19 protein-coding genes and 3 pseudogenes are annotated in these 25,464 nt (G+C 43.9%); 7 read left to right on the forward strand and 15 right to left on the reverse strand.

What is annotated here, in order from left to right:
• Positions 1 to 289: 289 nt before the first annotated feature.
• Positions 290 to 1,507, forward strand: a complete 1,218-nt coding sequence (locus MKY24_RS13850) for an MFS transporter (protein ID WP_028541653.1) — start codon at positions 290 to 292, stop codon at positions 1,505 to 1,507.
• A gap of 134 nt (positions 1,508 to 1,641) precedes the next feature.
• Here the strand turns inward: MKY24_RS13850 and MKY24_RS13855 are convergent.
• The 6 genes and pseudogenes from MKY24_RS13855 to MKY24_RS13880 all read right to left on the reverse strand — a co-directional run.
• A pseudogene (locus tag MKY24_RS13855) lies at positions 1,642 to 1,846 on the reverse strand (ABC transporter ATP-binding protein); the annotation flags it as partial.
• Positions 1,847 to 2,035: 189 nt separating this feature from the next.
• The gene (locus MKY24_RS13860) at positions 2,036 to 3,016 is read right to left on the reverse strand and encodes an alpha/beta hydrolase (RefSeq protein WP_053325556.1); all 981 of its coding nucleotides are present in this window, start codon (positions 3,014 to 3,016) and stop codon (positions 2,036 to 2,038) included.
• Positions 3,017 to 3,226: 210 nt separating this feature from the next.
• A complete protein-coding gene (locus tag MKY24_RS13865) occupies positions 3,227 to 4,594 on the reverse strand; it encodes a HAMP domain-containing sensor histidine kinase (protein ID WP_069080626.1) in 1,368 nt (455 codons plus the stop codon).
• Positions 4,591 to 5,265, reverse strand: a complete 675-nt coding sequence (locus tag MKY24_RS13870) for a response regulator transcription factor (protein ID WP_023988895.1) — start codon at positions 5,263 to 5,265, stop codon at positions 4,591 to 4,593. The genes MKY24_RS13865 and MKY24_RS13870 overlap by 4 nt, the downstream gene beginning before the upstream one ends.
• Before the next feature lie 832 nt (positions 5,266 to 6,097).
• Positions 6,098 to 6,472: a hypothetical protein gene (locus MKY24_RS13875; RefSeq protein ID WP_226887810.1), complete on the reverse strand. Its 375-nt coding sequence runs from the start codon at positions 6,470 to 6,472 to the stop codon at positions 6,098 to 6,100.
• Between the two features lie 482 nt (positions 6,473 to 6,954).
• On the reverse strand, positions 6,955 to 7,251 hold the full coding sequence (locus tag MKY24_RS13880) for a PTS sugar transporter subunit IIB (RefSeq protein WP_023988898.1): 297 nt from the start codon (positions 7,249 to 7,251) through the stop codon (positions 6,955 to 6,957).
• 833 nt (positions 7,252 to 8,084) lie between these two features.
• Between MKY24_RS13880 and MKY24_RS13885 the strand changes: the two genes are divergently transcribed.
• The 4 genes from MKY24_RS13885 (at position 8,085) to MKY24_RS13900 (ending at position 13,676) form a co-directional block, all read left to right on the forward strand.
• Entirely contained in the window at positions 8,085 to 9,692 is a 1,608-nt protein-coding gene (locus tag MKY24_RS13885; protein WP_023988899.1) for an acyl CoA:acetate/3-ketoacid CoA transferase, read from the forward strand.
• A gap of 117 nt (positions 9,693 to 9,809) precedes the next feature.
• Positions 9,810 to 11,054 (forward strand): OFA family MFS transporter, encoded by a 1,245-nt coding sequence (locus MKY24_RS13890; RefSeq protein ID WP_023988900.1) that lies wholly within the window; start codon positions 9,810 to 9,812, stop codon positions 11,052 to 11,054.
• An 83-nt stretch (positions 11,055 to 11,137) separates the two neighbouring features.
• A complete protein-coding gene (locus MKY24_RS13895) occupies positions 11,138 to 12,097 on the forward strand; it encodes a DUF561 domain-containing protein (protein ID WP_023988901.1) in 960 nt (319 codons plus the stop codon).
• 190 nt (positions 12,098 to 12,287) lie between these two features.
• Positions 12,288 to 13,676 carry a sigma 54-interacting transcriptional regulator gene (locus MKY24_RS13900; protein WP_028541659.1) on the forward strand — a complete coding sequence of 463 codons (1,389 nt, stop codon included), beginning with the start codon at positions 12,288 to 12,290 and terminating at the stop codon, positions 13,674 to 13,676.
• A gap of 159 nt (positions 13,677 to 13,835) precedes the next feature.
• Here the strand turns inward: MKY24_RS13900 and MKY24_RS13905 are convergent, their stop codons facing one another.
• The 9 genes and pseudogenes from MKY24_RS13905 to MKY24_RS13945 all read right to left on the reverse strand — a co-directional run bounded on the left by MKY24_RS13905 (position 13,836) and on the right by MKY24_RS13945 (position 20,995).
• Positions 13,836 to 14,129, reverse strand: coding sequence for an ROK family protein (locus MKY24_RS13905; RefSeq protein ID WP_226887809.1), 294 nt, complete (start codon positions 14,127 to 14,129; stop codon positions 13,836 to 13,838).
• A 72-nt stretch (positions 14,130 to 14,201) separates the two neighbouring features.
• Positions 14,202 to 14,449 (reverse strand): annotated as a pseudogene (locus MKY24_RS13910) (YdeI/OmpD-associated family protein); the annotation flags it as partial.
• Positions 14,450 to 14,457: 8 nt separating this feature from the next.
• Positions 14,458 to 14,715 (reverse strand): hypothetical protein, encoded by a 258-nt coding sequence (locus MKY24_RS13915; RefSeq protein WP_028541661.1) that lies wholly within the window; start codon positions 14,713 to 14,715, stop codon positions 14,458 to 14,460.
• A 109-nt stretch (positions 14,716 to 14,824) separates the two neighbouring features.
• Positions 14,825 to 15,541, reverse strand: a complete 717-nt coding sequence (locus MKY24_RS13920) for an ABC transporter permease (RefSeq protein ID WP_339200207.1) — start codon at positions 15,539 to 15,541, stop codon at positions 14,825 to 14,827.
• Positions 15,541 to 16,491, reverse strand: coding sequence for an ABC transporter ATP-binding protein (locus tag MKY24_RS13925; protein ID WP_028541663.1), 951 nt, complete (start codon positions 16,489 to 16,491; stop codon positions 15,541 to 15,543). Before MKY24_RS13925 ends, MKY24_RS13920 begins: the two co-directional genes overlap by 1 nt.
• A gap of 90 nt (positions 16,492 to 16,581) precedes the next feature.
• Positions 16,582 to 17,763, reverse strand: a complete 1,182-nt coding sequence (locus MKY24_RS13930; RefSeq protein WP_339200208.1) for an alpha/beta hydrolase — start codon at positions 17,761 to 17,763, stop codon at positions 16,582 to 16,584.
• A gap of 221 nt (positions 17,764 to 17,984) precedes the next feature.
• Positions 17,985 to 19,040 carry a HAMP domain-containing sensor histidine kinase gene (locus MKY24_RS13935; protein WP_339200209.1) on the reverse strand — a complete coding sequence of 352 codons (1,056 nt, stop codon included), beginning with the start codon at positions 19,038 to 19,040 and terminating at the stop codon, positions 17,985 to 17,987.
• 1 nt (position 19,041) lies between these two features.
• Positions 19,042 to 19,737, reverse strand: coding sequence for a response regulator transcription factor (locus MKY24_RS13940; protein ID WP_028541665.1), 696 nt, complete (start codon positions 19,735 to 19,737; stop codon positions 19,042 to 19,044).
• A 721-nt stretch (positions 19,738 to 20,458) separates the two neighbouring features.
• Complete coding sequence (locus tag MKY24_RS13945; protein ID WP_069080622.1) at positions 20,459 to 20,995, reverse strand: hypothetical protein; 537 nt, start codon at positions 20,993 to 20,995, stop codon at positions 20,459 to 20,461.
• 377 nt (positions 20,996 to 21,372) lie between these two features.
• On the opposite strand from MKY24_RS13945, the pseudogene MKY24_RS13950 reads away from it, so the two are divergent.
• Together MKY24_RS13950 and MKY24_RS13955 are read left to right on the forward strand one after the other, a co-directional pair.
• Positions 21,373 to 22,557: pseudogene (locus MKY24_RS13950) on the forward strand (IS1380 family transposase); the annotation flags it as partial.
• A gap of 694 nt (positions 22,558 to 23,251) precedes the next feature.
• A complete protein-coding gene (locus tag MKY24_RS13955) occupies positions 23,252 to 25,213 on the forward strand; it encodes a DNA mismatch repair protein MutS (protein ID WP_339200210.1) in 1,962 nt (653 codons plus the stop codon).
• Positions 25,214 to 25,464: the final 251 nt, after the last annotated feature.

The raw sequence follows: 25,464 nt of genomic DNA on the forward strand, positions 1-25,464 counted from the left end.
TTTAGTTAACATAATACTTATTATGTTGATCTTTTTTTCGTTTAGTTATCATTCCCAATTCACAAGTTTAAAGTGAGTACTTTTACCACTATTCTAATTCACGTCCTTAAGGATCATTGACCTCTTTATTTTCCATGCTCTACTTTCTTCATGATTTCAAAACACATTTGACTAATCAGTAGTTAATTTATTATATTATCTATTATTATATAGACAAAAATATATTTTGTTTATAAAAATGATATTTCAAGGGGTTTGCGCCCTGAAAACAGGAAAGGAGAGTTTGTTGTTGTTTAAAAATCCATATATAAGGACCATTATCGCCTCCAATGCGCTGCTAAATTTGGGCATTTGGGTGCGCAACTTTGCCATACTGTTGTATGTAACAGATTTGACTAATAATGATCCCGTATACGTATCGCTCATTTCGGTTGCTGAATTCATGCCTATTTTTCTGTTCGCTATCATTGGAGGAACATTCGCGGACCGTTGGCGGCCCAAACGGACCATGATTAGTTGCGATTTGCTATCCGCGGCCTCTATTTTTATTGTTTTGTTGGCATTATGGTACGGGTCATGGCAGGTGCTTTTGCTGTCCACTTTCTTTTCAGCCATTCTATCTCAATTTTCTCAGCCGTCTGCGATGAAGATATTTAAGCAGCATGTAGCACCAGAACAGCTACAGGGAGTGATGGCCCTTTTTCAATCTCTCATGGCATTATTTATGGTTATCGGCCCTGTTATCGGTACATTTATTTATCAACACTTTGGAATTTTCACTTCAATGTCTATAACCGGAATATTGTTTCTCATCTCGGCGCTTGTTCTGACTCGCATTCCACAAGATGAACAATCACTTGAGATAGATGATCAACCAACTCATTTCATTCAAGAGCTTAAAGAAGGAATACGTTATGTATGGAATAACCGCACACTTCGCACGCTTGGGGGAACATTTACCGTAATTGGGCTGGCGGTCGGACTTATTCAACCATTAATGGTTTTTGTCGCCATCGAGAACCTTGGACAAAACAAGGAATTCCTGCAATGGCCGTTAATGGCGAACGGAGCGGCTATGCTGGTGGGAGGCGGCCTGATTATGGGGGTTGCCAAAAAAGCACAGCCGCAATTGCTGCTGGTGGCCGGACTTTTGGTCAGCACACTGACAACCTTTGGTGTCGGATGGTCACACAATATTGTGCTGACCATGGCACTACAAGTTTTCAGCGGCCTATTTTATCCTTGCATTCATATCGGTATCAACACAATGATGATGAAAAACGCCGAAGCTGCTTTTATCGGCCGCGTCGGTGGTGCCCTCTCTCCCCTGTTCTCTGGGATGATGGTCGTCGGTATGAGTATCGGCGGAACACTCAAACACGAATCCTCCCTGAACACCGTATATACCGTGAGCGCCGGCTTGTTTTTGGTCGGAGCGATGCTATTGTTACCATTGCTTCGTGACAGGCAGCCCGTACAAGCTGTCATAGCCGATGATTCTAAATAACAGCACAAGAAACCGCCCCTGGAGATATGATATGGCATCCTCCGGGGGCGGTTTCTTAATGTTTGTATCATGATTTCATACAGATTATGACTCTCTTCCTTCATGCTGTCTTTTCCATAATCGTGCATACAGGCCGTACTTTTTCCGCTACCAGAAGGCCCTACAAGCGCTGTGAAAGAACGGAATGGCATAAACATGCTCACCATCCCGCAGTACAGGCTGGTCACCATACCCAAAACTTATGCGCCTCAGCTCAATGTCGTGTCTTTCCGAAGGCAGCTGGTCACCCAGCATCACTGGCTCGTTCAGCAATTGGACGATACGCTCACCTGCCTGTTGTTGTCTCTACTTTTATAACTACGAGTGATTTCAGTCTTAACTCAAACAGCGCGCACCGATTGAGTATCCGCACGCGCTGGCTGCATAGCTTTTTTCATCTGTCTACTTGACAGGGATATGACCAAAGGACGGTTTTTTATATCACTTATACATTTGTAGAAAATAGTGAAGGTGTCTTTTTCAGTGCACTTATTTTATTTCTTTCATAAAGCTCCTGAAGTTTTCAACGATTTCCTTTGATTTGGTATGGTGTAAATAATGTTCTCCTTCAAGTGTCATTACTTTTCCATGAACAGAATTTTTGACTTGCTCTTCATGTAGTGGTATCCATCTTTCCACATCTGTATTATTCGCTTGTATAAAGAAAATAAGGGGCAGATTTTTTGGGAATGTTAAATTTTTAGCTGCTTTAAAATTAGGATAAATATTTTCCATTTCGTTTGAGGTGCTGGAATTATACATGTTTTTGAGAGAAAGAATTCTCATTTGTTCTTTTGTTTCATCATCATAGGGTAGTCCAGCATATGGGTCACCAGTTAGTTTCATTACCAATCTGGCTAAACCTGATTTTTTGAGAAATTTAAACGTTTTTATTGGTAATTCAGCATCCATACCACCTTGCGTTGGAACACTGCTATCAATCCCGACAAAAGCACTCACTTCGTTTTCATATTTGTTCACATAATCCAGTCCGTAAATGCCTGCAATGGAATGACCCATTAGAATATATCGGTCAATTTTAAGACTCTGTAAAGCTTCATGAATTTCACTTACAATATTCTCTGTGTTTCGTTCCTTTTCGGTTAGATCACTTAATCCATAACCAAAAGGCTCAATAACGATGACTTTGTAAAATGGAGATAGCTCTTCTACTAGCGGTTTAAAATCAAGTGCTGGTGCTGCTGTTCCATAACCTGGTAGTAACACGACGGTCTCTTCGCCTTTTCCTTGAATCAAAACATTCATTTTTTTCCCATCTACAGGTACGAACTGACCATAGGATTGTATTTTTCCTTGCTCTGATTTGCTGCTGATAATATTAACTGTATAGACAACGGCTAGAAAAAGCACGATTGCTATAATTATTGTTCCTATTATTTTAAGCAAAATGCTTCGTACTTTATTTGTTCTCGTTCCATTCCTCATTTTCATTACCTCTCTTCGTTTCACGCTCAACTTCTCCTGTCCCATTCTGTTTGTTGGGCTACCTTAACGAGCCGCTAATGAAAGCTTAACGAAAGAAGATGTACTCCCTATGACGACAATATGAACGGAGTATGAACAAGCAAAAAAATGCTACGTTGTCCAAGGAAACTGCACATTATGCTGTATCATGGAAAATGCGGTTTAGATAATCCGAATGATACCCTATGAATCTAACTAATCTGGTGGCGTTGTGATTGGCAAGGTGACAATGACGGTCGTTCCTTGGCCGGGTTCACTTTCCACTCGAATGTCGCCTTGATGAAGCGATACGATCTGTTTAACGATGGCGAGTCCCATACCGCTACCGCCATATTTACGACTGTGGGAACGATCAGCTTTAAAAAATCGCTCGAATATACGCTTCTGGTCCTCAAGGGAAATACCAATGCCCGTATCGGATATTCGGACTGTTACGCTTTTGATATCTTGCTTGATGCTGACGTTAATAACGCTGCCATCCTTGGAAAATTTGATGCTATTACCGAGTATGTTCGTCCATACCTGGTTTAATTGATCTTGATCCGCCAATAGGCGAACGGTCTTCAAATTGAGCTCGAAACGGATGTTGCGAGCCGACCATTGCGGCTGGATCGCGACGATGACTCGTCTGATCTGTTCATCAAGGCTGAACGTGACCAGCCGCATCTGCTGTGACTGCGATTCAAGCAAACTCAGCTTTAGCAGGCTATCGCTCATTTTGGACATCCGATCTGCTTCCGCGATGATGATATCGAGATAACGGCTTCGCTCGTTATCTGCTATGTCTACTTGCTTGAGTGCTATAGCATAACCGGATATCGAGGTGAGCGGCGACTGAACTTCATGCGACACATTCGTGACGAACTCCCTACGCATCTGCTCAAGTTGCTGTAGATCATGCATCATTTCTTCAAAGCTGCGAGCCAAAGTACCTAGCTCACCCTTTTGCTTAATATTCAGCTTGACGTTGAAATCTCCAACTGCTATACGTCTGGTCGCTTTTGTCAGTTTTTTGATCGGTCTGACTAGGAATATAGAGGCAACCAAAATCAATAGACTTCCTGTTACCAACGAATAGGTCAAAAAAGTAAATAACCATTTTTGGGCAAAAGAGACGGAAGGATACATAAGCGGCTCCACAAACATCGCTTTCATTCCCATTTCCGTTTTCAACCTCAGTCCCAAGAGGTTCATTGAAACACTACTCGGATTAACTTGAACAACTTCTCCACCCAATACTTTCCTTACTTGATCCATCGTCACAGTAACAGGTTTTTGTCCGTTAAGCGTTCCGTAAGACTGGAACTGCCCCGTTTCATCAAAAATTCGAATATAATAGGAATCGAGTTGTTTCATTCCACTTACGAATAAGTCCGCTTCACGTAACGGAATGGTTTCGTAAACCCGGACAATGTCCTGACCAAAGTTAAATAAGGTGGTTTGCAAATTTTCGTTCAATTTCTCTTCAAACACCCAAAATGTTACAAAAAAAGCAATGATCGTGCCCGCGAGGACGGAGACCAGAAATGTCAGGACAACACGTGTATATAAGGATCTGATCATTCGTAAACCTCAAGCCGGTAGCCAAGTCCACGCACCGTCTCGATACGAAAATCGGGTGTTGTAGCGAACCGTTCGCGCAGGCGTTTAATATGTACGTCTATCGTTCGATCATCTCCAGTATAATCGATCCCCCAAATTTGATCGATCAACTGCTCGCGCGTATACACTTGTCCAGGTGTTCCAGCGAGCTTATACAGCAATTCGAACTCCTTGAGCGGCAACGTGAGCGACTCCGTCCCTCTCATCACCTTATAGGTCTGCCGATCAAGGATGACGTTGCCGAACTGGATCATCTGCGTGGTGCCAATCCGATAGCGTTTCAGCAGTGCTCTGACCCGAACTGTCAATTCCAGTGGATCAAACGGTTTCGTCAAATAATCATCGGTTCCAAGTTCGAAACCTTTCACTTTCTCCCATGTTTCGCCTCTCGCAGTCAGCATAAGTAAGGGAAGATCAGGATTGGCTCTTCTGAGCTCCTTGCATAACGTCCAACCATCCATTATCGGCATCATAATATCGAGCACGACAAGATCGACATGCGTTGTAGCGTAGACGGTCAGTGCTTCCTTGCCGTCTGCGGCTTCGGCTGTTGCGAATCCGTCGTTGCGTAGAAATAAACAGACGAGTTCGCGAATGTTCGCATCGTCGTCAGCAACCAGTATAGTAGGCATTCGTTTCCTCTTTCCCTGTTTTCATCCCATATTGAAGTAACCATTATACTATAGATAAAATTGAATCGCTCCTATTCTTCCTATAATTTTACAGAGTTATTCCTCCTGGTTTCCGCAGGCCTCAGAGCCCTCATCATGGCCCTGTTGTCCTGATTTACCAATACCCAAAGGGCGGGCACTGCAGGACGTCTTAAATCCCTGCCTCGGTTATACTTTTTTTGCTTCTTGAAACCAGGAATGCTCATCATTTGTCATAAGGACACTCCTGTTAATGAATAACACCCTACTAGCATTAATGGGGATGAGACTGACCCCATAACGTGAGACAAATCAAAACACCTTCAAGAGAATCGAACCATGTCGTAAGATATGGAGATAACCTTGAAGGTGTTTTTACGTTGGCAACGAGAGATAACCAAATGTTTTACTGAGTAGTGCGGCAAAATGACTAAAGTTGCTATAACCGACTATCGCTAACGCCTCACTGACGGAAATCTGCTCCTGTTCCAAAAGTTACTTGGCTTTTTCCAGTCTCTGCTGGCGCACAAAGCCAAATACCGTCGTGCCGAATAGCTCTTTAAAGCCATTTTTAAGCTTTTGTTCATTTATATGTACCATCTGTGCCAGCCGAATCAGGCTCGGAGGTTGAACCAGTGTACGCAGTAAAATATCTCGCGCCTCGTGAATGACTGTACATCATTGGGCTTAATCAACATCGTCGGTCTAGGGGAAGAGGTGCACATCTCTTGTACAAAAAAGCTATAAGCTCCAGTGCCTTACTCTCCAAAAAAAGCTGTCGGGTTATGCCCTGATAAGGATGAGATGACAATTCCTAAGCAATAGCTCGCATGTCAGGAGTAATTAGCGTCTCCATACAAGCAAAAGATTGCTCCAGACGAATATCCAGTTCTTGTAGCAATTCTCTCCATAGCAAAGGGTTAAAACGCAGCTCCATGTGATTCATCGCCTTGCTTGCTGGCATCGCCGCATGGATCTTCACATCATTCATGTAAATGAGCTGTACATGCCTTCCATGCTCACGCTCTGAACGAAATTCATCCACGGACCAGGCGGCTGAATAGTCGATGTTCAGCGCTAGTTCTAAATAAGGCGTAACGAACCTTCTTGTAATCTGGACTGGATCATGAAATAGCATTTTACTGTGCGAAAGCTCGAAGCCTTTACGTAAAAAATGTGTACGATGCACACCGCTTCCCCACTATTCGGGTATATGATAAATATGTTCATGTTTCAATGCCGATTGAGTGAGATCATTTTCATCGTTTATAAGGTTTGAATCGGCTATATGGTTATATGGTTATAGTAATCATTAAATGTAGACGGAGAATTATGTATCTTCATCTTGTTATCGCTTCCTCCCTTATCTGGATTCGTAGTGCATACGAGTTCCATTCATGATTACAATTATAATGATTATCATTCTCATCCAAAAGATAATAACATCCATTCGCTACTAAGTTAACATAATATTTATTGCGAGATTAATTTTCTATTCTGTAGTTTTAACATATCAATATCTAATCTCTGTTGTTTAATTTATCGAATTTTCAAAATATGGATGCTTGAACATAACTTATGGATACAGAAATAAAAAACCTTTAAGACTGCTTATAAGTAGTCTTAAAGGTTTAAATGTGAGGAATGATAACGCTTTATAAAGTTGGCGATTTAAATCATATCCAGCGCTGTTTTCAGCACATTCGCTCCATTCATCATTCCATAATTCATCATATTGATTACAGTGACTGGAATCTCGTTGCCCACTTCTTTCTTCACGTCATCTTCCGCGTGTCCCATTTGGGGGCCCAGCATAACAATATTGACCGGCATATGCTCTCTTATGCTACTCTCACTACAAGCTTCGATTACAATTTCCACATTTTGTGCACGAGCCGCCTCTTTCATTCTCTCCACCAGCATACTTGTAGAAAATCCTCCTGCGCAAGCCAGCAATATCTTTTTCATTTATCAGGCGTTTGCTTCCTTCGAGGACAGGGCTCGAAACGTAGCTCTTAGCTCGGGACGGACTGTGATAGCTAAGTAATACCAAGTTTCTACAGTCAAGTATTTCCATTTCCGAAAAAGTCTATCGTAGCAAAATTGCGAAAAAATCTACCTCGACAGACAACATAAATTTTTTTCATTATTTTTGAACTCCTTAAACTGTTCATGCAGAATTCTCCCTTCGCCCTGGGTATATGAATTGTTATGTATTGGACTTACATAGTGCTTACTTGCTGAATATCCCCAGTACACTCAAGGTTTAATGGCTCCTCTGCCCATCGTCCATTCTCACAAGATCAAGAAAGTGTTGCATTTTTGCCAACGCATAATAACTTCCCCAGACTTTCCCTCGGCTCCCCTTGATTCTTCTTATTGAAACAAGGCATCGTTCCTTTTATATCCCGTGTTCCAAGGCTCTATTATGCTCAGGCCCCTTGCCATAAACAATTTTTCTTCCTTATTTGCATGCTTTTCTAACCTTTCACCCCTCATCATATTCGCAATTTTGCTACACTTTCTCACCTCTATCCCGAGTCGTTGGCCCCCCGTTGACGAGAAAAAAAACACGCATTATGATTCAAGTGAAAATATTCACAATTCATTCCGGAGTGAAAGTGAATGTTTTCACACAATAAACAGAATATCCGCTTTTCTATTTTTCTACTTATTCCGTGATGACGGCAATTAGCTTGCACATGACACTCGGCAGCTTGCCCGCACGTAATGTGAACTTCTAATCTATGTACTTATATCCATATGATTTCAATCCATTTTATTGAAGGAGTGAGCACTCTATGTCCAAAATCATTTCAGCGAGTGAAGCAGCAGCACTTATCCCGGATGGAGTCACCATTGCCGCAAGCGGCTTTGGGCTCTCCTGTTGGGCCGAGGAGATGGGTATCGCCATCGAAGAACGATTCTTGGAATCTGGTCATCCTCGCAACCTAACAGTTGTTCATGCCAGTGCGGTTGGCGACCGCCGGACCAAGGGAATGAGCCATCTAGGCCATGAAGGTCTGATCAAACGCTGGATCGGCGGGATCGCCCTTGCTTCGCCTGCTATGGCTAAATTAATTGAAGACAATAAATGTGAAGCCTACAATTTGCCGCAAGGCGTAATCACACAGCTGTTCCGTGAAATTGCTGCCAAGCGCCCAGGTGTCATTACCAAGATAGGCATGGAGACCTTCGTCGACCCTCGTGTGGAAGGCGGCAAAATGTCAGCCTGCACAACGGAGGAGATCGTCAAGCTGATTGAATTGGAAGGCGAAGAATGGCTGTTCTATAAGAGCTTCCCGATTCAGGTCGCATTGATCCGCGGTACCATAGCTGACGAGAACGGGAATTTGACGCTGGAAAAGGAAGGTCTGCATATGGAGGTTCTACAGATTGCTCAGGCAGTGCGCAATTCTGGCGGTATCGTAATTGCTCAGGTAGAGACTGTGGCCAAGAACGGGACCCTGCATCCGAAGGATGTTAGAGTGCCAGGCATTCTGATCGATCATCTAATTATCTCCGAACCGAAAAATCATTTCCAGACTGAAAACACACAATACAGCCCTGCCTTCGCAGGACATGTGAAGGTACCGATGGACGCCATGGAAGTGATTCCGCTCGACGAGCGTAAAATTATCTCCCGTCGTTCCGCAGCTGAGCTAGTACCAAATACCGTTCTGAATCTTGGCGTGGGTATTCCGGTATGTGTGGCTACGGTTGCGGCAGAGGAAGGCGTCAGCGACCAATTGATTCTGACAACCGAAGCAGGCTCAGTCGGCGGCGTACCAGCAGGCATCAAGGATTTTGGGCATGCGTACAACTCTGAGGCCATCGTAGATCATGTGTCCCAGTTCGACTTTTACGACGGTGGTGGTATTGATCTATCCGTGCTAGGGCTGGCTCAGACCGACGAATCCGGGAATGTGAATGTCAGCAAGTTCGGTACCCGTGTTACGGGCTGTGGCGGCTTTATCAACATTTCCCAATCAGCCAAAAAGCTCGTCTTTGCCGGAACTTTCACAGCAGGAGGCCTGCAAATTGCTGTTGAGGACGGCAAGCTTCGGATTGTACAGGAGGGTAAAACTAAGAAATTCCTGAAGGAGGTCCAGCAAATTACCTTCAGTGGCTCTTATGCGACCAAGGTCAAGCAGCGGGTCGTCTATGTGACGGAACGTGCGGTATTCCAGCTGCAAGATGGAAAAATGACACTGACAGAGATCGCGCCTGGCATTGATTTGCAGACCCAGATTCTCGATCAGATGGACTTCATGCCTGTCATCTCACCAGAACTGAAGGAAATGGACGCCGGCATGTTCTGTGAACATTGGGGTAAGCTGCATGACGTGATTACGATCAAGGGTAGCGAGCAAGCGAAGCATGAGGATGTCGCTTTGACTACTGTATAGTACAGCTCAGGAGATACCGGTAGCTGTCAAACGGACTACCAGACACGAATTATGGAATTGCGGAGTAATGCTTCATCCCACGCGCACTGATCCTGCATCAGAAAGGACCAACACGAAATGGAAAATGTACAACTGAATCGCTGGCGCATTCTAATCGCCGCGACCCTGATCAATATTTGCGTCGGCTCTATTTACGCCTTCAGCATTTTTGCACTGCCACTGAGTAAAATGCTTGCAGTGAGCATGCCTGAAATTATGATGGCCTTTACGATTAACGGCGCAATTGCACCGATTCCGGCGATTCTTGGCGGAAAGCTCGTAGACCGGGGAGGTGCCAGAATTGCCATCTTCATTGGCGGTACCATGTTTGGACTTGGCTTCATCTTGACTGGCCTTGCGACTGCACCTTGGATGCTATATCTGACGTATGGCATCATTTCTGGTCTTGGACAAGGTGTCGTCTATGCGGCAACAATCGGTAACACCATCAAGTTCTTCCCAGACAAACGCGGACTCGCGGCTGGAATCGTGACCGCAGGTTATGGCGGTGGAACAGTAATCATTGCCCCACTTGCAAACGCGATGATTACCCACTCAGGAGTTCAGACCACTATGATGATCCTTGGCACCTCCTTTCTGATCGTCATTTTGGCAGGTGGGCTATTTACTCAAGCTTGTCCGGCAGGATATATCCCTGCTGGTTGGACACCACCGCAGACGTCAGGTTTACGTCCGGTTGCCGTGAACTTGAACTGGCGGCAGATGATCAAGCAACCCCTGTTCTACGTCATTGCTTGCCTGTTCCTGATCGGCGCTTTATCTGGCATGATGGTTACATCCAATGCTTCCGTCATTGGCCAGACGATGTTCGGTCTATCGGCCAGTATAGCAGCCTTGTTCGTGAGTCTTTATTCGCTTAGCAACTGTCTGGGACGCATTTTCTGGGGAGCCATATCAGACAAGATTGGCCATCTGCGTTGTCTGATGATGATCTATCTGGTCATTGCCACCATGATGCTGACACTTGCATTATCCGGCTCCATAGTTGGATTTGCTATTGCCATTATTGGCATCGGCCTGTGCTTTGGTGGTACGATGGGCGTCTTCCCTTCAATCGTCGGACAGAAATTTGGCATGAAATACTATGGTGTCAACTACGGAATAACCTTTATAGGCTATTCCGGTGCCGCATTCTTTGGACCGCGAATTGCGAACTCGGTAGCTGCCGCCAATAACGGCATATTCACCAACGCCTTTTACATTGCGCTCGTTATTGCCTTGGTCGGGTTCGCGCTGACATTCCTGTATAAGGCCTTGGAAAATGGTAAGAACCCTGCACCAGCTGCTGTTGAAACCGTTTGATCAATCCGTTGCTATATTAGCAAATCACTATTTTTAGTATTAAGTATAGTACAACCTATAAATTTATATTGGAGGAATTAACCATGAATATTACAGAACTGCTCGGTATCCAGTACCCTATTTTCCAAGGTGCTATGGCCCAAATTGCCCGTGAACCACTCGTAAGTGCTGTATCCAATGCTGGCGGGCTGGGCATTATTGGCTCTGGCGGCATGTCGGCTGAGGTACTTCGTGAAGAAATTCGCAAGGTTCGCGCAGCCACCAACAAGCCGTTTGCCGTAAATCTGATGCTGATGATGCATAATATTCCCGAATTGATCGAGGTTATCGTCGAGGAAAAAGTCAACATTGTTACGACGGGCGCGGGCACACCAGCTCCGTATATGCCAATCTTCAAGGAGCATGGCATTAAGGTGATCGCCGTCATCCCTTCCGTCAAGATTGCCAAAAAAATGGAGGCTATCGGCGTACATGCCCTCGTGGCCGAAGGTACAGAAGCAGGCGGCCATGTCGGTGAAACAACCACCATGGCACTCGTTCCACAGGTTGTTAGCAACGTATCCATCCCTGTCGTTGCCGCAGGCGGCATTGCCGATGGACGCGGAATTGCAGCAGCCTTTGCACTCGGCGCACAGGGAGTTCAGGTCGGAACGCGCTTCCTCACCACCGTCGAATGCCCGACGCATGACAATTTCAAGCAAGCCGTCATTGACGCCGACGATACCAGCACTACGGTTACTGGACGCAGCATCGGTGGACCCGTCCGCAGCATCAAGAACAGCATGATCGCCGAATACCTCAAGCTGGAGCAAGAGCATGCCTCCCGTGACGAATTGGAGAAGATCAGCCTTGGCTCCCTGCGCAAAGCCGTCTTCGAAGGTGATACAGATCGCGGTTCGGTCATGGCAGGACAAATATGCGGCCTGTGCGACGAGATTACGACAGTTGAGCAGATGATTACGACAATGTTCAGCGAAGCGCAGGCACTGCTAAATCGTCTTGGACAGACACAGATTACCGGTGAGCAGATAGCATCAGTATAATATAACTTGTAAACAAAGAAAAAAACGGACCATATCCATATTTAATAGGAAACGGTCCGTTTTTTGATTAGATTTGCGTGCTAATTTTTATCTGGGTAACCTCTGTTGTTCGTAGCGTAAAGCAGATATAATAAAAATGAAACAATCACTTCAGCATAGCCTCGATAATCCAAAAGTGAGTTGATCGATCATGACCCGACGTATAGATAAACGTTCCACCGATGAGAGCGATCAGTCCCCTGCCCCTCTGTTTGTCACGGATTCCAAAGGTAATATTTTAATCTCCAATGAATTCACTGCCTTGACTATCGGCATTCCGTTGGAGGAGCTGTTGCGCTACAATGTACAGGACCTGGTGAAAGCCGGCTACTACAAGGAATCAATAACAATGAAAGCAATACAGTCCAAACAAAAGGTAACTCAGTATATCAACACTGTACGTGGCTTTAAGCTCAAGTCCACTGCTCTTCCAATACTTGATAGTACAGATGAGGTGCAGCTCGTTGTTACCAGTACTAACAACTATAAAGGTGGATTATCCATCATAGCTGCCCCTACGCTGCCACATGCGTATGAGAACAGCAAACGTTCAGTCACTTCAGCCTCTGTACTTAAGAATAACGGGATCATTGCTGAGAGCCTGGCGATGAAGCAAATTATTCAGGTGTGTGACCAGATCGCTTCTTACGATAGCAAAGTACTGATTTTGGGCGAATCAGGGACAGGCAAATCAGTAATTGCCAAATACATTCACCGCCAGAGCGCGAAGTGGAACGGACCTTTCATTCCGATTAATAGTGCCGCTATTCCAGCCGCATTATTCGAATATGAGCTGTTCGGATATGTTCAGGGGGCTATGCCCGGTTTAATGGACGAGAAGCAAGGCTTGTTTGAGGTGGCCAGAGGAGGCGTTTTGTTCTTTGATGAGGTCGCCGAGCTTCCACTGGAAATACAGGCCAAACTGCTTGATGTGCTTGAGCGTGGTGAATTCCGGCGTGTGGGGAGCACCGAAGCCATTCTCATTCAATGCCGGATGATATTTGCTACCAATCGTGATCTATGGAGTATGGTGAAAAAAGGATTGTTTCGCGAGGACTTGTACTATCGAATCAATGTCATTCCGATCCATATCCCGCCGCTACGTAGTCGCAGACTGGATCTCGTCGGACTGATTTCCAGCTTTATTGCTCATTTCAATAAGGTATATGATAAAAAGTATGTATTGCCAGCGGACGAATTTCAAAGAATGCTAGCCGAGCCATGGCATGGGAATGCGCGTGAGCTTCGTAATTACATCGAACGATTGATCGTAACTGATCAGACCGTGCTGCGCCAGCAGCAGCCGGTCGAACAAGTTACAGACTGGTTCACATTGGACCATTTCATTCAGGCCAATCGCAGTCAACTGAGCGGGCTGAAGGAATATACGGCGTTAACCGAGGGACGATACATTCAGCAGATGCTGCAGGTCTGTGGTGGCAATAGTGCCGAAGCAGCCAGACAGCTAGGAATTGATCGCTCCGCTGTTTATCGTAAGCTGAAGAAGATGGAGGACATTCTTGCAAAGCTGAAGGTTTAACTACGAAGTACAGAGCACACAGGGCCTATCCTTCCCATTTTCATAGAAGTCACCTATACTAGTGGCTTTCATACAAAAAAGCGTGTCTCAGGTTAAAGGCACTCTTTTTTGTAACGGTTTATTTTTCTCAATTATGCACCCGTCAAAATAAAATGAATGTCATACTTCAAGATCATGTGTTTGCTTGTAGTTATATATAGCGCCTAGCAAATTGGCTTCATTGCCTAATTTACTTTGCTCAATATCTGCACGTACAAAATTTAAGATCGAATCTAGATATAGCTTCTCTAGCTCTTCTTTAATGGTAACAACGAGTAAAGGATTCGCAGATATGCCTCCCCCAATTACAAACTTTTCAGGGTCAAGAATTGTTTGTAAATTAATAATCTGAGTTGCAATGTTTCTATAGTATTCTTGAAAAATCGTTGCTGCTCCCTCTGTAATTCTAAGCAAAAAACACCTGCTCTTCGGCAGATGTTCCTCGCCTTTCGTATTTCTTGAGACTATCCGATCCATTTGTCCGTTCTAATCGTTCAACCCTTTGCCCTCCAGAATGGGCTGTGTGTATTTTTCAACCCTTGAAACGCGCGTTTTGAACTGCTTCGGTTCTGAAAAATACAGCAGATACGCTCTCTAGCGTCCGAGCGTCAACGCTTCAAACGCCGTTTTTAGGACCGGTCGCTCCTCGAATTTAAGCCGCAGTTCTTCGGGAACCGTATACTCGGCATGTTTTTCAGTTCCACTGCAAGACCGGCTTCCTCCATCCAAACAGCGCCTCCTCCTAAACACTGTTGGACAAATAGCCGCGCTCAGGGTCAAAGATCATCTTTTGAACGGGTTCTATCCGCTCGTCTATAATTTCTATACGGTGATCTTCCATATTCAATTTGACAATACCGGGATAATTTAATGTAATGAAATAATGCGAGCCGTTGCATTCAATAATTTTCGAAAACTTGCTCTGATCGTTATATTTATGCCCTTTGTCACTGGCAGTTTTATAAAGTTTACGGCCGCTTTGATAGATATGGTGGTACACTCTCCAATCCAGCGCTTAGTTTATCGTCAAGCATGAACGTGCGAGCAGCGGAGAGATTGTTGTTCCTTTTCATAATTGATATATCTACAACTCAGTGCATGTAGCGCGTTTATTGCTGCTCGGCAAATCTCCACCAGGCAAATGTTCCGACTATTCCGGCTATTCCCGTAGACGCAAGAATGATTATACTACTCAACTTTAAAAACCCGGTGCTTTGAAATACCGACGGGATGGTCCACGGAAAATAGGGGGCGAATCCAAAAGAGGCCAAAACATTTGAGAGAATGACGATTATCAGGATGAGTCCTAATGGTGCCAAGTATCCCTTGCTCACATTGGCCAGAAGAGTGCCTGGTGTGGTAACAATAATAAACAATAGCGATGTTATAATGAATTTAAAAAAGATATTCCAAATAAAAGAAGCTGACCCGCCCGCAACTCCTAGAATACCCCCCACGGCAAAACCTATGGCAAACATATACATGGAAAGTAATAGGCTCCATGCTAAAATTACAATAAATTTGGAAAGTACAATTTTCGATTTGGAAACGGGCTTTGCAAGCAAATCTTTAATTGTTTTATCCGAAAACTCTCGTCCAAATACCCATGCCGCGATAAAGGTGTACCCGATAAGTCCCAGCGGGGCAAGACTATCAAGCAATTCGGTTAAATACATTTTCCAATTGATGCCGCCGGCGTCACTGGATAAAATAATTCCGACACCCATCATGATTGGCCCAAATGCAAAAATAAGAAATACCAACCAAAACACATTGGCGCGGATAATCTTGCGAATCTCACAATGTAAGACAGAAAAAATATTCATTATATATTCCCCCTTGTCATACCAATTGTGCGGAGAAAATATCCTTCCAAATCCTCCGTAATCACTCGAAGCAATGTTGGCGGTTGATTAGATTTAACCAGCAGTTCGGCCAGTCGTTCAGGACTATCCGCTGCGTGGTCATCGGTTAGTTTAATATAGCCGTCTATTGTCTCCTCAAATTCATATCCATGCTCTTCAAGCACCTCCTTTAAGGCATGTTTGTCGCGGCCATTCACCACTAAGTTTTTCTGTAACGATTGCTCCAGCTTATCCATTGCGACTTCTTTAACAAGATGGCCATTGTGAATAATCCCAATGCGTGTGGAAACTTTCGAGAGCTCCTCTAACAGATGGCTGGATATAAAAACAGTTACGCCGAAATTTTTCGCTAGGCCATATAACATATTCCGTATCTCCGCCACGCCTGCGGGATCGAGGCCATTTATCGGCTCATCCAATATTAGAATTTCCGGATTGTGAATCATTGCTTTCGCAAGTCCCAGGCGCTGTTTGTTTCCTAAAGAAAGATTCTTTGCCTTTTTCTGTTTGTGCGGCTCAAGCCCCAACTTATAGATAACCCGATTTACGGAATCTTTGTCAGGCACCCCTTGCATGCGTCGTGCTATGTCAAGATTTTCAACTACAGTTAAATCGGGATAAAAAGTAGCCTCCTCCAAATATCCAACCTTGTCCCATAATTTATAGTTTCCGGCATCGACCTTTTCACCTAACATATAGAGCTTGCCGGAGGTTGGCTTGAGCATCGCCAAGAGCATCTTTATGGTCGTTGTCTTTCCAGCGCCATTCAGTCCCAAAAATCCAAATATCTCTCCTCGGCTCACCTCCAGCGAAAGATTGTTCAATGCGATATAGTCGTCAAATTTTTTGTGCACTCCCTCAATTTGTATGGCGGGCGTTCCTCCATTTTTTTCCTTTGATAAAATACTCATAGCCTTCAACTCCTCCATAAAGAGAGAGCTTATTCAGGATTCTAAGTACGACACTCCTGAACAAGCTCAATCAGAAATTTTTCAATAAATCTACTTTATGATGTCCTGGCAATCGCTTAAGCGAGGCGAGGCTGGCCCAAGCCCAATTGAGCAGAGCCAATTCAGCACTACCTCATGCAGCACGTTGATGTTGTCTACCTGACAGTGTTCTAATCCGCCAAGTCGTCTATCCTCTATCGGGTAGAACGTCTTGTTTTTCGAACCCGCTTGCTCGTAATTCTTCAAGGCTTGTGTCAGCGGATTTGGCTGAACCAATATCTCTTCCGCTCCGTGCATTACAAGAAGCGGACATTCTATCTGGTGGAGCACGCCCTCAAGATCATAGGCAAAACGCGGATTCCCCGCAAAATCCTCCAAGCTTTTTGCCCCCAGAATTCTCATGCCGTGTGCGGCCAGACTCGGCGGCATCCATTTAAGCATGGCATCCCAGTCGAAGGCGTGCGTACCGCCGTCAGAGATGACGGCAGCAATCCTGTGATCGAACGAAGCGAATCGCAGCGAGTCGTAAGCCGCAAAACTCTCCCCGTGCACGATAATCTTATCGGGATCGACTTCCGGCCGCGTTAGAAGAAAGTCGATTGCTCGGGAATGGAAAGCCTCACTGTCCGCTCGTCTTCCTTTTCCCTTTTCGTACAGCGAGAGGCCGGTGCCAGGCTGGTCATAGACCAGAAAGTTATATCCACACGAAATAAAAGCGGGACCTAGCCAGAAATAGTTTTCAATTGACCACTCGTCGCCACCGTTGAGAGCAAAAAGGGTCGGCTTCGGACCTTTTTGCCAGGAAGGGGAGAAGAAGTAACCATCCAACTTGACATCTTCGTAATCGACTTGGATCTTCTCCGGTTGGACATCGAAGTACTTTCCGGCAGCTTCGAAGAGTTCATTTACTTTCTTAAATATACGGATTTTCTCGGTGTCATCATCCATCACCACATATTCCGCAATTCTGTAGTAATTGCAGGCACGAATGTAGCAGTTTCGTGCTGTATACCAGTTTCCAGCCGTTTCGGCCTCCTTGCCGTGTCTTTCCAATGCCTGAGCCGTTATGAGCCATTCCCTGTGCCACGTGTCCTTGTCATCGGGGTCGATTTTTTTGCAGGCCTCGTAGATCTCGGTGACGTCCGTAGCACCGAGGCTTGCCATACCTAAAGCTTTGGTGACTTGGTATGACATCATGTAGTTATTGGGCCAACGGCTGAACTCAATTGACATTGCAACATCCTCCTTTTCCAGTTCTAGTGATTGTAGTTTTTTTACTACAAGTAATTTTTACAACACAAAGATAAAGCTTCTTTAAAAGAAAAATAAATGTTTATAAAGAGAATATAAAAAACTATAAACCGCTGAAAAAACAAAAAAGGCTGCTGCCTGGGTGTTCACACCTGGCAGCAGCCTTTAACTCCTGTAGTAAAAGAAAATGTGCAAAAATAAAATCAGTGTTGTGCGGCCAAGGGAAGGCTGAATCTTATCCCCAAACCGCCATATTCGGAAGGGTAGGCGCAAATTTCGCCCCTATGATGTTCAATAATGGATTTACAGCTTGCAAGACCCAGACCCAGCCCGCCCTTTTGGATTTGCCGCGATTTATCCACAGTGAAAAATTTGAGGAACAGAGAAGATATATCCTTATCCGGCACTCCAATTCCATTATCTTCGATTTGAAAAAAGGCATACTGTCCTAGCGGGTATCCGGTCATATACACTTTCAGTTTATTTTTCCCTCCATATCTTACAGCATTGCTAAAGAGGTTGCCGAAAACCCGACGTATCTTCGGTTCATTGACCATCAGCAATATATTTTCCGTGAATGAATGGCGGCAAGTAAGCTCGTTGTCAAGTCCCGCCAACTCATACTCATATTCAAGGGCAATGTTTTCAAATAATTTTGATGCTTTTACAGGTTTAGCTACCATAGATTCCAACTCCAGTTTTTCTTTGGTGAAACTGGAGAAATCATTGATGAGTTCGACCATATATCCTGACTTCCTTTGAATCAAATCATAATATTCCTGCTTTTCAGTTTCTGGTAAATCCTTGTGTGTAGCCAGCAGTTCAGTAAAACCATTAATAGATGTCAAGGGTGTTTTCAAGTCGTGGGCAATTGCCGCGATCATATCGATCTGCTCTTTGTGCGCGAGTTGAAGCCGATGCTCCATCTTATTGAAGTGCTTATAAAGTTCTCCGATCTCATCATTACTTCTCAGAGCTAGCGGAGGCAGTGGATGTACAATATTTACTTCTTCAAGCCTGGTATTCAGAAGCTGAATGGGTTTCTCTATGCAAAAATGAATATAGATAATCAGAATAATAAATATGAAACAGGCAATTGCAAATATGGGCAGGAGCAATGCTATATATCGCGAGTCCAGCAATGAACTGCGTATAGGGGAATATACTGCAAAGACAAGCTTCAGATACATTCCAATCGAAAACATGAATATTATAAACATCAGCAGGAACAAAAGAGGAAGCTTTATTTTCAGTTTCATACTATTGCTCTCTTTCCGTGTATTTATATCCTATGCCCCATATTGTTTTAATAAAGTCATATTCAGAACCAAGTTTCTTACGGATATTTTTTATATGAACCGTTACGGTATTTATTTCTCCGTATTCGTCTCCCCAGACGTTTTCATATATCTGCTCACGAGTCAATACATGATTGGGGTGGCGCATGAGGATAGACAGAATCTGAAATTCCTTCGTTGATAAGTCGAGCTTCCTGCTATTCAGAAATGCTTCAAACGTCTTATCGTTCAAAATGAGCGGAGCATCCGCCTTTTCGTTACTGGGACTAAGTTCATCCCACTCTTTAAAAAGCCTGTCCACTTTTCTGAAGTGAGCCTTTATCCTGGAGACAAGCTCCTGAATACTGAAAGGTTTGGTCATGTAATCGTCTGCTCCTATTTCGAGCCCGACGATTTTATCAATGTCCTTATCACGCGCACTTAAAAACAGAATTGGGACATTATAAGAATTTCGGATACTTCTGCAGACATCAAGTCCATCCATATCAGGCATCACTATATCAAGAACGATGAAATCAATGTGATTTTCTTCCAATGCAGATAAGGCTTCTTTCCCGGAACATGCCGAAATTGTTGCAAATTGCTCGTACCTTAAACTCTTTGTGATGAGTTTTACGATTTCTTCATCGTCGTCTACAACTAATATCGTTTTTGGCATCTTTATACCTCCCAACCTCTTTAAATGGACTGCATTTATATAACACAAGAACCGCATGGACTCGAATTGACAAAAAAAGTCGCGCTCAAAGCGCCTCTCCAGTTCCGGATACGCTGGAATAAGAGCTTGAGCAACGCCTTGGGGAATTCTGGATTTAACAAGCTGGTATGCCCTTCAATAGCGGTCGAGTTATGGGCGTCAGTGTCAATTTAGAACAGATAAATATACGAACATTTATTCCTTTCGGATAAATAATATCAACAACCAGCGCAAAATCTTTCTTCTTATGCGGTGTTCATGAATTTCATGATTCAGGATTCTTTGGTACCGGCTATTGTAGGCTATTTTTAAACAATTGATGATCAGAATTACGCAAACGGATCTGATATAAATAATAATTCCTTAATCTTGTTGATGCAATTCTCCACTTCGTAAATAGAATCAAGGTATAAATATTGAATTGCATAGTCCGTAGAAGTACGTGCACCACCATGAACACAAAGCTTGATATTAACCTCTTCCAGCATTTTATTTACGAAGATTTTATTTCTCCTTGTTAATCTATCCAGAGTGTCTCTGTGCTCTGTATACACATACTCCACTAACGAGATCTCATTTTTGTGTTTACTTGTTACATACTCTCGTAGAGTCATGTCCCCCTGTCTCTTTAAAGCACCAATCAGCACAAAATCACTAGGGGAAATAAGCTTTGTTAATGCTCTTAATGAAATATCTTCGCTATCTTTAAATTTATTGAAGTTCTCTCTTTATCATAAGATCCGTCATCAAATGAACCTACTGAAGTTTGATAATAAGAAAATTCCCTATCACTATCCCCAATAATTACCTTTAAGCGATTCATAAACTTTTCTCCATAGATAGCGCTAGCAAAGCTAACCATTTCTTGCAGTTTTTTTAGAAAAAGTTCTTCCCGCTCTTGTAAACTTTTTTGTAAAAGAAGATTCAGGATATATCTCAATCGATCTTCCATGAATGGTTCTAAACTATCCGAAACCAAAACACAATAATCGTATGTTTTGCATTTTCTTACTCTCACATTAGATATTTGAACCGAAATATCTTCAGGATTATGATAAGTAAAATATTGTTTTCTATCGTGGCCGTTTACATTGGTCGTTCTTGATGTTAAAGAGTAATTGAACTCAATGGTTAAGGTTGGCTTCTTCGACATCGAGAAAGTATACCAAACCTGTTTTTTTATAAATGTATTCATCGAAATCCACTCTTTTTCTAGCATCTGTATAGTCTCTAGCCGAAGAAAATTTCATGAATTTGGACTTATCAAAGATCCAGAAATCTTGAATACTAACGGACTCAAATAAATTATGACGTTCTTCCCATTGGGCAATGGTAAGAGGAGCTATGCTGAAATTCAAAAGCCCATTTCATTCCCTCATACTCTCCATCTTGATGCTCAACATAAATATCTGCTATTTGCCTTGTAGTGGGGATATACACTTCAAATTCCACAAATGCATTAGGAAATTTACCTTTTAACCAATTGTACATTATCCTGAAAGTAACCTTCTATAAAAAATAAAAAAAGGGCTCAAATCTTTGGTAGAATGGTGTTTGTCGAGAACAAAATCACCCAAAGAGAGGAGCACCTTTTAGGTGAAGTCTACCACACCCATCCATAAAATCAAGACCTAATTTTCCCTAAACCAGTCCACAAACATCGGAGGAAGCAAGATCTTCCTCGATTATCTCGAAAAAATTAAACTGAGCCTTGTGCTCCAAACCTTAACCGGAGGCAAAGCTCACAATGCGCTGTTCCCAGTGCACCGCATTCTGCTATACCTCATCGTCGGCTGGATACTGGGCTGTGAGTGTCTGTTTCACTTTCGCCGATGGCAAAAGGACTCCCTCCTTCAGCGGTTTCTCGGTGGACGCTGTCCACACCACTCGCTTCTGTACAAGGAACTGGATCGGCTGGGAAAAACGAATCCTAATGTACGAATGGAACTTCGGCAAGTGAACCTCGAAGTGATTCGGCCTTGTCTGCCCTCCAAGCTCATTCTCGATTTGGATTCGACCGTGGAGTCGGTCTACGGCAATCAGGCCCAAGCGGCGAAAGGCGTGAATGCCCATAAGACGGGGCGCAAAAGCTATCATCCCTTGCTCGCTTTTGAAGGACAGTCCCGCCTTTGCCTGAATGCCGTGCTACGGGCAGGAAACGTTCACTCGTCCACCGAGGCCGCCCCTTTTCTGAAAGAGACCTTTGACCTCTTAGGTCAGCACCCGGTCCAATACGCCCGGTTTGACAAGGGCTTTGGCGGCGAAGACTTCTATTCGCTCTGGAAAGGACGGCAGATCGGCTATGTGGGCAAAATGAAATGGACCAAACGTTTGGCGGCTGAAGTGGCCGCTTGTCGGTATTGGAAACGTTACGTGGACGAAGACTGGATCATTGAAGGCATCGCCCTTTGGTACCAAGCCACGTCTTGGAAGAAACCGCGGCGGGTCGCCGTCATCCGCAAGGCGAAAGTCGTTCAGGACGACCAAGCTTGTCTCCTGCTGGATACCGATTGGGAGTATGAAGCGATCGTCACGAGCCTGGAGTGGGAATCCATCGATTTGTGGCGCTTTTACAACCAGCGGTGTTGTATGGAAAACTACATCCAGGAAGCCAAGTGCGGATTTGCCATCGATAAAATCGCCACGGGCTCTTTTGAAGCCAATGAAATTGACCTGCTCGTCAAATTACTGGCCTATAACCTGTACGAGCGATTCAAACAAGATTGCTGCGAACCGGTTCATAGGGGCTACACGATTGCAAGGTTTCGTCTGGAATTCTTCCGGAATCTACGTGCTGGTAAGCCGTTTTGGAATATTCCCCCTGTTAATACACCCTGATTCTTACAGGTTTTTTGAGCGGTGAGTCTCTGGCTTCTTTGATCTTACGGGCTTTCGAAATTCAGGATAATATATATTATGTTATTTTTATGATCACCATTGTATCGAATTAAAGAAGTCGACCTTGACTTCAACGCCTGTCCAATCGTATAGTATGGTTATATCTTCAATTAAGGGAGAGATTTTGATGTCGGTGAACGTTCTTAACTAAGCAATTGCATATTCAGGGAGTATCATCAGGCGCTTGTATCCTTCGGGGACAGGTTTGTTTGTTGCTTTGTTGTTACCCTGATATTAGTTAAGAACATGCGGATATCATAAATCGCCTTCGGGATTATCTTCATCCAGGCCCTATTCCGTGCTGTGTTCAGCGCGGTTTTTTTGTTTTCAGATTTTGTAACTTCCCTTTAAACGTCTTCCATTCGATCCAAATAGCTTAGAAAAGAGCTGTTGCGTGAATAAATTGGAAACACGGAACTCGGAACTACAAAAGCTGCATAACAGGCTTATTTGATGATAAATTCCCTCTTTCCTTAAGGGCGGAGAATGAACGTTTTGTTCATTCTCCGCCCTTTTTTATTTTAACAGCAAGGTTTCCAAAATCCTGACACTACACAACTAAAGGAGCGATTTATTCATGAACGAAACTACAATGCTGCGTTTGGAATATGATCAAATTAAAACAAAAGTTTCCGAATGTGCTTTTTCTTACCTGGGTAAGCGTCACGCTGCTTCTATGCGCCCAATTACTGATATCCGTACAATTAAGATTCGTCTTGACGAAACGAACGAAGCCTTACAGATCATTCGCCATGGAGCAAGCGTCCCTGTCCCTTCGTTGGAAGGAATGGAGCACATTCTTCATCTGCTCGGGACCGGGTATATGTTCAGCGAGCGCGATTTTTCTCATATGGCCCAATTCATTAGAAGCTGCATTCAACTAATAAAATATATGCATTCCAAGGCGGACGCTGCTCCAACCGTCAGCGCTTATGCATCTTCCATGTATAGCATGGAGCCACTTCTATCCGAAATCGAAAGATGTATTCATTCGGGACGTGTGACGGATATCGCCAGTAAAGAACTAGCTAAAATTCGCAAAAAAATTGCGGTTACTGAAGAACGTATCAAGAGAAAACTTGACTCTCTCACCAGCCGTCACCGATCCATTATGCAGGAAAATATGATTAGTCAGCGCAATGGCCGTTACGTGCTTCCAATCAAAAAAGAATTCCGTAAACAAGTGAAAGGCAATGTACTGGATGAATCGGGAAGTGGTCAAACGGTTTACGTTGAACCTGCCGAGATCACGAATCTGCAATTCGATCAGAGCGCGAACATGGCAGAAGAATCAAAAGAAGAAATGAAAGTACTGGGAGACCTGACGGCAATGGCTGAGTTATACAATCGGGAACTAAGCATCAATACAGAGACGGTAGGTGTACTGGATTTTTTATTGGCAAAAGCCAAATACGCCATGACTCTGGATGCTGTCCCTGTCGAACTTAACCTTGACGGGATTATAGACATCCGAGGTGCACGTCACCCGTTGATGTCCAATACCATGGTGCCGCTTGATTTCTCAATTGGTGAAGGATATTCCTCACTCATCATCACCGGACCGAACACAGGCGGAAAAACGATGGCCCTCAAAAGCGTCGGTCTATTAACATTAATGGTGCAATCTGGGCTACTGGTACCTGTTTTGCATGGCAGCCGAATGGCTGTATTCGAGGAAATTGTGGTTGACATCGGGGATGGACAAAGCATTGAACATGCTTTGAGCACCTTTTCTGCACACATCCGCAACATGATTAGCATTTTAGAAACGACGGGCAACTCTACTCTGATCCTGATTGACGAGATGGCATCTGGTACCGATCCGGGAGAAGGGGTAGGGCTCTCTATCGCGTTGCTAGAAGAATTCCACCGTCGCCGGGCGACAGTAGTGGCTACAACCCACTTTAGCGAAATCAAGCATTTTGCTGAAAACACACCGGGATTTCAGAATGCTCGTATGGAGTTTGATACCGAAACGCTGCAACCATTGTACCGACTTCGCATTGGAGAGGCCGGAGAAAGCTATGCATATGCGATTGCCTTGAAGCTGGGCATGTGGACACGTATTATCGAGCGTTCTGAGGCCATTTCTGCAGGCAGAGTGTCTCGGAAAACACAGGAATCGTTTGTTATTCCCCCTTCTGTAGATGATGAAAAGTCTGATGATGCAAATAAGCCTCTCCCTAAAAAAGCAGCTTTAGACGGTACAGTCACAAAACGGGGGAAACAAGAAATTCCTCTCAAAACCAAGCCATTTGCCCTTGGTGATAGTGTTTATGTAGGCTACCTGGATCGAACTGGAATTGTATACAAAACCGAGGATGAACGGGGGAATGTCGGGATTTTAATCCAAGGACAGAAGCTAACCATAAACAAAAAGAGGCTCGCCCTTCACATCGCTGCTACTGAATTGTATCCTGACGACTATGATCTGGATATTGTTTTAGAAACCAAGGAAAACCGCAAAAAACGAAAACTGCTGGGACGCAAGCATGTCGAAGGAGTGATGATTGAATCTCCCCCGGAAAATGAAATATAGACGCATGCGTATATTCTCAATATAAAAAATAAGTTATTTTTATATTGTCAGTGAAACTTGAATCTGCAAGCGGACACTTGATAAGAGTGATCCACTTGCAGATTTTACCACACAAAAAAACATAATATATATTATGTAAACTTAATGATTCCTTACTAGATAGGACAAGATAAATCAGACATCCAAGTTCATGTAAAACTCGGCTTCTAACCTTCAATCCAGCTTCATTATATAAAGCTCCTATATCAAAC

Source organism: Paenibacillus sp. FSL P2-0322 (genome assembly GCF_037975315.1).
GTDB classification, from domain to species: domain Bacteria; phylum Bacillota; class Bacilli; order Paenibacillales; family Paenibacillaceae; genus Paenibacillus; species Paenibacillus polymyxa_B.